The sequence below is a fragment of the Microcystis sp. LE18-22.4A genome (genome assembly GCF_027531105.1).
Taxonomy (GTDB): Bacteria; Cyanobacteriota; Cyanobacteriia; order Cyanobacteriales; family Microcystaceae; genus Microcystis; species Microcystis aeruginosa.
The window spans coordinates 1-9,970 of sequence record NZ_JAPZRB010000186.1; the positions used below are offsets into that span (position 1 = coordinate 1).

At 44.7% G+C, this 9,970-nt stretch carries 8 protein-coding genes and 1 pseudogene; 7 read left to right on the plus strand and 2 right to left on the minus strand.

Annotated elements, in window-relative coordinates; genetic code table 11:
• From O9295_RS08100 to O9295_RS08110, 3 genes and pseudogenes are all read left to right on the plus strand, one after another.
• Positions 1-202, plus strand: a pseudogene (locus tag O9295_RS08100) (hypothetical protein); the annotation flags it as partial.
• 59 nt (positions 203-261) lie between these two features.
• The gene (cphA, locus tag O9295_RS08105) at positions 262-2,895 is read left to right on the plus strand and encodes a cyanophycin synthetase (protein ID WP_288032622.1); all 2,634 of its coding nucleotides are present in this window, start codon (positions 262-264) and stop codon (positions 2,893-2,895) included.
• A gap of 31 nt (positions 2,896-2,926) precedes the next feature.
• Positions 2,927-5,578 (plus strand): DNA methyltransferase, encoded by a 2,652-nt coding sequence (locus tag O9295_RS08110; RefSeq protein WP_079208337.1) that lies wholly within the window; start codon positions 2,927-2,929, stop codon positions 5,576-5,578.
• A gap of 460 nt (positions 5,579-6,038) precedes the next feature.
• Here the strand turns inward: O9295_RS08110 and O9295_RS08115 are convergent, their stop codons facing one another.
• Complete coding sequence (locus O9295_RS08115) at positions 6,039-6,680, minus strand: cofactor assembly of complex C subunit B (RefSeq protein WP_079208335.1); 642 nt, start codon at positions 6,678-6,680, stop codon at positions 6,039-6,041.
• A gap of 9 nt (positions 6,681-6,689) precedes the next feature.
• A complete protein-coding gene (rpaB, locus tag O9295_RS08120; RefSeq protein ID WP_002781934.1) occupies positions 6,690-7,418 on the minus strand; it encodes a response regulator transcription factor RpaB in 729 nt (242 codons plus the stop codon).
• A gap of 233 nt (positions 7,419-7,651) precedes the next feature.
• On the opposite strand from rpaB, the gene radA reads away from it, so the two are divergent.
• The 4 genes from radA to O9295_RS08140 all read left to right on the plus strand — a co-directional run.
• Positions 7,652-9,178, plus strand: coding sequence for a DNA repair protein RadA (gene radA, locus O9295_RS08125; RefSeq protein WP_004266763.1), 1,527 nt, complete (start codon positions 7,652-7,654; stop codon positions 9,176-9,178).
• Positions 9,179-9,223: 45 nt separating this feature from the next.
• Positions 9,224-9,325, plus strand: a complete 102-nt coding sequence (gene petL / locus O9295_RS08130) for a cytochrome b6-f complex subunit PetL (RefSeq protein WP_002791324.1) — start codon at positions 9,224-9,226, stop codon at positions 9,323-9,325.
• Between the two features lie 72 nt (positions 9,326-9,397).
• A complete protein-coding gene (locus O9295_RS08135) occupies positions 9,398-9,853 on the plus strand; it encodes a DUF29 domain-containing protein (RefSeq protein ID WP_288032624.1) in 456 nt (151 codons plus the stop codon).
• Positions 9,854-9,864: 11 nt separating this feature from the next.
• A partial coding sequence (locus O9295_RS08140; RefSeq protein ID WP_288032625.1) for a DUF29 family protein occupies positions 9,865-9,970 on the plus strand: 106 nt, incomplete at its 3' end.

A 9,970-nucleotide genomic window follows, 5' to 3' on the forward strand; every position in this document is an offset into this window, starting at 1 on the left:
ACGTAAATATGGTGGCTCTACCACAAGACATGGGTTCCGTAAAGGAGATTTAGTTTCTTCTCCCAAAGGAATTGGTTATGTTAGTGGAGATACCGAAAAACAGCTATCTGTAAGCGATACCAATGGTCAACGATTGGGACAGATAGCTGTTAGCAAGATTCAGTTAATTCGTCGTTCTAACGGTTTAATTGTTTCTCACTAACTCATATAAAGCCGCCCTCCGCTATCGCTAAAGGGCGGGGTTTCAGACCCAGTTTTTCAATGAAAATTCTCAGAACCCAAACCCTGCGCGGTCCCAACTACTGGAGTATTCGTCGCGACAAGCTCATTGTTATGCGTCTGGATCTCGAAGATCTCGCAGAGAAGCCATCGAATGAAATCCCCGGCTTTTACGAGGGATTAATCGACGTTCTGCCCAGTTTAGTCGAACATTACTGCTCCCCCGGTTATCGCGGCGGTTTCTTTGAACGAGTCCGCACTGGTACTTATATGGGCCACATTATCGAACATATCGCCCTAGAATTGCAGGAACTGGCGGGAACTCCCGTCGGGTTTGGTCGCACTAGAGCCACCTCCACCCCCGGAGTCTATAACGTGGTGTTTGAGTACGTTGACGAGCAAGCGGGACGTTATGCGGGTCGGGCTGCCGTGCGTTTGTGTCAATCAATTGTCGATACGGGAACCTATCCTCAGGAAGAATTGGCCCAGGATTTAGCCGATTTACGCGATTTATGCAATAATGCTGCCCTTGGTCCGAGTACCGAAACCATCGTCAAAGAAGCACAAGCTAGAAATATCCCCTGGTTACTTCTGAGTGCTCGTTCCATGGTGCAGTTGGGCTATGGCGTTCACCAAAAGCGCATTCAAGCCACTTTAAGCAGTTTTTCGGGGATTTTAGCCGTTGAGTTGGCCTGTGACAAGGAAGGCACGAAAACTATCCTCAAGGATGGTGGCATTCCCGTCCCCCGGGGTACGGTGATTCAATACTTGGATGAATTGCCAGCGGCAATCGAGGAAGTGGGAGGATTTCCCATCGTGATTAAACCCCTCGATGGCAACCACGGCCGGGGCATCAGCATCGATGTTAAAAATCAACAGGAAGCAGAGGAAGCCTATGATCTAGCCAGTGCCGCCTCGAAAACCCGCAGCGTGATCGTAGAAAGGTACTATAAAGGCAGTGATCACCGAATTTTAGTCATCAATGGCAAAGTCGCCGCCGTGGCCGAACGGATCCCCGCTCACGTCGTCGGTGATGGGCGCTCAACTGTAGAAGAATTAATCGAAATTACTAATCAGGATCCCAACCGGGGTGACGGTCATGCCAACGTTTTAACTAAAATAACCATTGACAAAACCGCCCTTAATGTGCTAGGAAAACAGGGCTATGAATTAACCAGCATTTTACCCCAAGGAGCGATCGCCTATCTGCGGGCCACCGCTAATTTAAGCACCGGCGGCATCGCCGTGGATCGTACCGACGAAATTCACCCCGAAAACGTCTGGATCGCCCAAAGAGTGGCAAAATTAATCGGTTTGGACATTGCCGGTATCGATGTGGTGACAGATGATATCCGCAAACCCCTGAAAGAAGTGGACGGGGTGATCGTAGAAGTCAACGCCGCCCCCGGTTTTCGGATGCACGTCGCCCCTAGTCGCGGTTTACCTCGCAATATCGCCGCCCCAGTTATCGATATGTTATTCCCCCCCGGGACTCCCAGTCGCGTGCCAATTCTGGCGATTACGGGAACTAACGGCAAAACCACCACTAGCCGCTTAATTTCTCATATTTGCCGACAAACGGGGAAAGTAGTCGGATTTACCACGACGGACGGCGTATATATCGATGATTATCTGGTAGAAAAGGGCGATAACACCGGTCCTTACAGTGCCAGTATGATTTTGAAGGATCCCACAGTCGAGATTGCCGTGTTAGAAACGGCCCGGGGTGGTATCCTGCGATCGGGTTTAGCTTTTAATCAGTGCGATGTGGGAGTGGTGTTAAATGTGGCCGCCGACCATTTGGGTATCGGTGATATCGACACCATCGAACAAATGGCGAAGGTAAAAAGCGTTGTGGCCGAGGTGGTTAGCGCCGAGGGTTACGCGGTTTTAAATGCCGATGACCCCTTGACCGCTAGTATGGCCGAAAAAGTCAAGGGAAGAGTCGCTTATTTTTCCATGAGTCCCGATAACCCGATTATTCACGACCATATCCGTCGCGGTGGCATGGCCGCCATTTATGAGAATGGCTATCTGTCGATTCTAGAGGGAGAATGGACGCTGAGAATCGAGGAAGCAGTCAATATTCCCGTGACTATGCAGGGAATGGCTCCTTTTATGATTGCTAACGCCCTGGCCGCCTGTTTAGCGACTTTTGTGCAGGGTATCGATATCGAGTTAATTCGCCAAGGGGTGCGGACCTTTAAACCTTCCGTCGCCCAGACCCCCGGCAGGATGAACCTGTTTGACTTGGGACACCATCACGCTTTAATCGATTATGCCCATAATCCGGCCGGATACGAAGCCGTCGGCGGTTTTGTCGGCAATTGGTCCGGGGAAAAAGTCGGCGTGGTCGGGGGACCTGGCGATCGACGCGATGATGATTTAATTTTATTAGGGAAATTATCGGCGCTTATGTTCGATCGAATTATTGTTAAGGAAGATAACGATACTCGCGGTCGCCGACGGGGGGAAGTGGCCGATTTAATTCTCAGGGGAATTAGCCAAGAAAATGCCAGTTTGCGTCCGGAAGTTATTCTCGATGAAACGGAAGCTTTAGAGAAGGCTTTAAGTACGGTTTCTGAGGGTGGTTTAGTGGTAATTTTCCCGGAAAGTGTCACCCAGGCGATCGATTTGATCGAGAAACATCGACCCATTACCGATAACCAGGGTTAGAAGTTAGGAAAAATAGCTAGAAAATAAAGTAGTGCCAATTGTTACTGAGTACGATGGTTTAATCAAAATCAGCCGAAATCCCTATTATGAGACTCGGCTTGGTTCCGCTTATTTGGGTAATAGCCTGACACTGATGGGGGAGTTGCCGGATGAGAGTGTCGATTTGATTTGTACTTCCCCACCTTTTGCCTTAGTAAGAAAAAAAGAGTATGGCAATGTGGACGCTGATGATTACGTTGAATGGTTTAAAATATTTGCTGGTGAATTTTATCGTATTCTCAAGCCCAAAGGCTCCCTAGTTATAGATATTGGTGGTAGTTGGCTTAAAGGTTTTCCCGTGCGTTCTCTGTATCATTTCGAGTTAGTTATAGAACTTTGTAAACCGAGATTAGAAGGTGGACTAGGTTTTTTTCTCGCCCAAGAACTTTTTTGGTATAATCCAGCCAAACTTCCTACCCCGGCAGAATGGGTGACAGTCAGGAGGGAACGAGTCAAGGATGCTGTCAATACCGTTTGGTGGTTATCGAAGGAGCCGCACCCGAAAGCAAATAACAAGAGAGTTTTACGCCCTTATAGCGAGGCAATGAAAAACCTGATTAAAAATGGCTATGAGGCAAAACTGCGCCCGTCAGGACATGATATTTCTACTAAATTTCAGAATGACCGAGGAGGAGCTATTCCCCCAAATATTATTACTGATTCTATTCAGGAAAGAGGCGCGTCTATAGGTAGTCCAGTCCTGGGAGAGTTCAACTGGATTTTAGAGAATGATTTAGGGCAGCCAGTAAATGTTATATCTGCTTCTAACACGGCATCTAATGATTACTATCAAAGAAGATGTAAGGAAGAAGGGGTGAAACCCCATCCTGCTAGATTTCCGCAAGCTTTACCCGAATTTGTTATTAGTCTCTGTACTGAGCCTGGTGATTTAGTTCTCGATCCTTTTGCTGGTTCAAACATGACAGGACGAGTAGCTGAAACCCTTGAGCGTCGTTGGTTAGCGTTTGAATTAAATGAAGATTATATGATAGCGTCGCAGTTTCGATTTGAACAAGATGCTCCTTTAGTCGTAGCTCCTATAAAGGATAGAAAAACTCTTAAAGCACGAGCCTTAGAACTGGCTAATGATTGTCTTGACAAAAGCTTGACCATGGATACTCAGAAACCTTTTGTTCAGTTAGATTTGTTTCCTGCCAGCGATGATAGTATGACAGACAAAAAAATCATCAGATTTACCTACGGCGACCAGTTTTCTCCTAAGCAATTTCAAGTATCTGAATTAGTACAACTTTGTTCTGATTGTCTTCCTGATCGTCGGGTGCTTCAGGATGAGATTGCTAAACGTTATTATGCTGGCCATTCCAGCCAAAACGATCTACAGAAAGGAGAGAATCGTGGCAAACTTGCCATGAATACATTTCTTTCCCTTCGTGCTTATAAGTTGGTTGAATCAATTGATGGTGATGATTGGCAGTATCGACTCACGGATATCGCTAATGAAATATTAGACAATCAACAAGATACTGAGACAGTTTTCTCAATTTTTGCTCGCCATATTCTTGTTAACCTAACTGGAATGTCCCTAATAAAAGCGATAGAAGCAATTAATAGCAGGGGAGATAAACCCCAGCTAGAAATCATCGCTTACGAACTTCAAGAAATGGGGTATTCACTCTCGACCAATTGCACTTATGTTAGTACCATGAGACAATGGTTACAAGAAGCTAAAGTCCTGGAGAAAAGTTATGAGATTAACTGGGATCGAGTCTATGATCTATTGGAACTCGATCAAGACTATATTGACGAGCTTTATACTCTTAGTTCCGAACAAAAATATTTTTTACTGGCTATGCTTCAGATGGCGATTACTGAGCTAACCGAGTGGAATAAAATTACCAGATACGCCACCAGTGTTTATAAAATACGATTCCCCTCGAAATCTTTTGTTCAGGATATTATTCAACCTTTAGTAAAAGTCGGCTTAATTGCAACTGAGAAAACGACTGGTGGACGAGGAGCGAAACCTAATCTTGTCAAGCTTACCGAGAAATCACAGATGGAACTGTTATCTAGATTATTACAATCTATATCCGATATTACAGAAATCTCCCAAACCGAGCTAAATCGAAGTTTTGAAGATGTTGTTAATGACCTAGATAATCCCGACAAACATATTAAAGGTAAAGCTCTTGAACTGCTGGCGATTTGGATGATTCGTCTAACCAGTCTTAGATTCACAAAATGGCGGAAAAGAGACTATGAAACTGGACAGGGTGAAGTAGATGTTCTGGCAGCATCAGACCGCTTTGTTTATCATCGTTGGCAAATTCAGTGTAAAAATACAAAGCGAGTAGATGTAGAAGTATTAGCCAAAGAAGTTGGTATGACCTTCGTAACAGGGTCTGACGTAGTTATGATTGTGACTACTGGTGAATTTACTAGAGACGCTTTTCAGTATGCTTATCGAATGATGGAAGTATCGAGATACTATATGGTGTTGATACAAAAAGAAGACATTGATGCAATTAAACAAGATAGAACCAATATTATCAAAATTCTTGATCGTCGTGCAAGGCGTGTGTTCGCCAAGAAAGAGTTGGGCTTAACTGATGATACAATTGATGAGATAGAAATTGAAGATAATTCACTGGCAGAGTCATTGGAAGTCTCCGGAGAGGAATAAAATTCCAGAAAATATTCAGCTTGGCATCAGTTAACGATTTTTAAAAGCTTCGATCGCCGCCGGCAAAGTATAGCTATCTCACCATTGAGATAACTGCTGTAGCTAGGGTTTGCGGCAAAAAGTTTGTTGGTGGAGGCAGGGTGTGGGGTGTGGGGTGTGGGGTGTAGGGTTTTACCGATTTTGAGATAGTCAGTTATACCATTTTTCTTTATTGGCGTCACAACGAATGCAGGCTTGGCAAGCATTCGAGCGTGGATGTCTGTCATGGATTTAGAAATTTGGTATTACCTAATTTTCAGGGAAAAAGTCCCGGAATTTTCCCCCTATCTCTCCCACAACTGGTACTTTTTGATTGACAAAAAGTCTAAAAGCCTTATCCAACAAGGTTTTTAGATTTATTCAGCCAACCCTAATTGCTTACTCTCATCTGAACCAAATTCTTAAATCTTACTGAAATCGTCTAAAACTGACTGAAAGTGTCGGCTAATTTATCAGCAATTCCCTCGATCCAAATTTCATCTTGTTTAGTATAACTGCGCGGCGCATTTGCCGCCAAAATTAACACCCCTTCCTTACCGATGGGTTGACAGATTAAGCCTTGCGTGTTTTCTGGCAAATAGTCAAACTCGATTTTAGCGGGATATAAATTTAAATTAACTAAATAAACGGCTTTACCGGTTTCTAAAACTCTTTTAATAATATTACTAACTTTAACTTCAGAATTCTGGCTTAAGATACCGCGACGTAATAAAACTTCTCCCCGATAATAAACGATCAGAGATTTTGTCACGGTGTTAGTTAAAAGTAAATGGGAAGCCCAAGCAAGCTCAATTTTAACCGGTTCTGGCAAATCTGGGGCAAATTCCAGACCTTCGCGCCCGATTAATTCCACAGCATCCGGTAAGCGGGGTTGAACTCTTTGCCAGATTAAACCCACCAAAATTAAAACCCCACTCAAAATCACTCCCATCACATCGGAACGCGCTTGCGATGGGGTTAAATCGGCAGTGGCAAAACGATTAAACATTAATACCGTACCCCCGACGATGCCGGCGAACAGGGGTAACAGTCTTAAAATACGATTGGGATCAGCTTGTGCCATAGCTGAGAACTATTCCTCGTCTGGTTCTAGAATACGTTGAAAAAGATAGCCTGTACCTCTAGCGGTGAGAATTAACTCAGGATTGCTGGGATCATCCTCTAATTTGGCTCGTAAACGGGAAATATGCACATCTACCACCCGCGTATCCACATGACGTTCGGGGGTATAACCCCAAACTTCCTGAAGGATTTCCGAGCGCGAAAAAGCTTCTCCCGAGCGACTGACCAATAATTCTAGTAAACTAAATTCCATACCGGTCAGACGGATGCGTTCATCCCCCTTATAAACTTGGCGTTTATTGGTATCGATTTTAATGGAACCGATATGAATCACACCGGAACTGGGAATCCCCGGGGCGCCATTTTTCTCTACCCGACGCAACACCGAACGAATCCGTGCTTCGAGTTCTTTGGGAGAAAAAGGTTTAACTACATAGTCATCGGCACCCAATTCTAATCCGGTAATTCGATCGGCCACATCCCCCAAAGCCGTTAACATAATGATAGGAATATCCGATTCTTTGCGGAGTTCCTGACAGACACCGTAACCGTCTAATTTCGGCATCATCACATCCAAAACCACTAAATCGGGTTCGGCGGTTCGGAAGGTTTCTAAAGCTTCCTCTCCGTCGGCGGCGGTGACGACTTCATAACCAATCATCGATAAACGAGTCTCTAAGATACGACGGATGCTGGCTTCATCATCAACAACGAGAATTTTTTCCTTCTGGTTCTCCAACTGAATTAACACTCCTTAGTTAAATAGTGTGATGAATTTTAAAGTTAAATAACGAGCGTTCCTGTTTATAGAATATCCTTTTGCCGTTATCATTAAGCCTAAATTTCCTATTTTATTTCTTTTATGGCAATTATCAATAACTTTATGGTCTTCCTTCCCCCCTATCATACTTAATTAAATTTGACAAGAGAATTGATCCCCAAACCGCTTTTCTTCAACTTTTCTTAAAAAACATGGCGAAATCGCGAACAATATATATCTGTAGTGCTTGTGGGGCGGAATCTCCCCAATGGTTGGGAAAATGCCCCAGTTGTGACACCTACGGGACGCTAGAAGAACAAGTGATGGCTGGTGGCAATAATCCGGCGGTAAATCGCCCAGGATGGCAAAATAGTCGCCCAAATAACGGCAAAGGGCAACGCAACCCCCAACCGCGCATCTCGGTGCGCTTCTCGGAAATTACCCAGTATGAACAGGAACGTTTTCCCTCCGGTTACGGGGAATTCGATCGCGTTCTCGGTGGTGGCATCGTCCCCGGTTCTCTTGTACTAATCGGCGGCGATCCGGGCATCGGCAAATCGACGCTTTTACTGCAAGTTACCAACCAACTCGCCCAAAGATTACCGCGCATCCTCTACGTTTCCGCCGAAGAATCGGGACAACAGATTAAACTGCGGGCTGCCCGTTTGGGGGTGGGAGTGGTTGCCGTGGAGTCGGAAAATAACGGCAATGGCAAGGAGAAAAAAGCCTCTGAATCAACCTCAGAACTCGATAATCATCTCTATGTTCTGCCAGAAACCGATTTAGAGGAAATTTTGCGAGAATTAGAATCTCTACGCCCACAGGTGGCGGTAATTGACAGTATTCAAACTCTTTATTTTGGGGCGTTAACTTCCGCACCGGGATCCGTCGCCCAAGTTCGCGAATGTACCTCCGCCTTGATGCAGGTGGCAAAACGGGAGAATATTACTTTATTGATTGTCGGTCATGTTACTAAAGAAGGGGCGATCGCTGGTCCGCGAGTTTTGGAACATTTGGTCGATACGGTGTTATATTTTGAAGGCGATCGCTATGCCTCCCATCGTCTCTTAAGATCCGTGAAAAACCGTTTTGGGGCAACCCATGAGATCGGTATTTTCGAGATGGTGGATCACGGTTTGGTGGAAGTGGAAAACCCCTCAGAATTGTTTTTAGGCAATCGCGACGAATTTTCCCCGGGTACGGCGACGGTGGTAGCCTGTGAAGGTACACGCCCGATTGTGGTGGAGTTACAGGCATTAGTTAGCCCCACCAGCTACGCTTCCCCGCGAAGATCGACCACGGGCATAGAATACAACCGATTACAGCAAATTCTCGCCGTTTTAGAAAAGCGCGTCGGCATTCCTTTATCGAAATTAGATGCCTATGTTGCCTCCGCAGGAGGGTTGGGAGTGGAAGAACCGGCGGCGGATCTGGGAGTTGCGATCGCTGTTGTCGCCAGTTTTCGCGATCGAGTCGTGGATCCGCGCACAGTCTTAATCGGGGAAGTGGGATTAGGCGGACAAGTCCGCTTAGTGTCGCAAATGGAACTAAGATTAAAAGAAGCGGCTAAATTGGGCTTTAAACGGGCGATTGTCCCTAGAGGTCAAGTTTATCCCGAAGATGTGGGCTTAGAAATTGTTCCAGTCGGCAAGGTAATCGAGGCAATTGTCGCCGCAATCCCCCCCCAGCAGCGCTTTGGGGAAGATATAGAAGACGAGGAAGGGGAAGGGCAAGAATAACGGTACAATGCTAAAAAAGATTAAATTACTTGGGAGATTTTCACCATGTCTGTGTTAGCTGTTGCTGCTTTGGCGGGTTATCTGATCGTTTTTACCGGAATTGCCCTCGGTCTCTTTTTCGGTCTGCGCGCCGCTAAAATTATCTAGTATATAAACAGTAAAAAAGCTTTAGTGATCGGTTTAACTGGTCACTATTGCCAATTCTAGGGGAGATAAAAAATGACTGTTATTCCCGACTTAAAAACTCTCTACGAAATTGATGATTCTCTCTGGTTAGAAGAAACCATTGAACTGCTCAAGGCGAAAAAATTTGACGCTTTAGATTTAGAAAACTTGCTCGAGGAGTTAGAAGATTTGGGAAACGAGAAAAAGTTTCGTGTTGCTAGTTTTTTACAGCAAATTATTAGAGATTGTTTATTATTACAATTTTGGACAAGTGAAAGAAAATATAATCAAGCTCATTGGCAAGCAGAGATAGTTAGTTTTCAATATCAGTTAAAGCGCTATTTAACTACAAATCTTCGTAAATATCTAGAACAGGAATTTGAGCAAATTTACTTTGAGTCCGTGCGATATGTTCGTCAAAAAACCGATAATAAAGTCAACTTTCCCGATACTTGTCCCTACAGTTTAGAAGAACTTCTCGATCCCAATTGGCTACCACCTTACGAATAAAGGAGATGATAATGACTGTTATTCCCGACTTAAAAACTCTCTACGAGATTGATGATTCCCTCTGGTTGGAAGAAACTATCGAACTCTTAAAAGCGAAGAGATTTGACGCTTTAGATT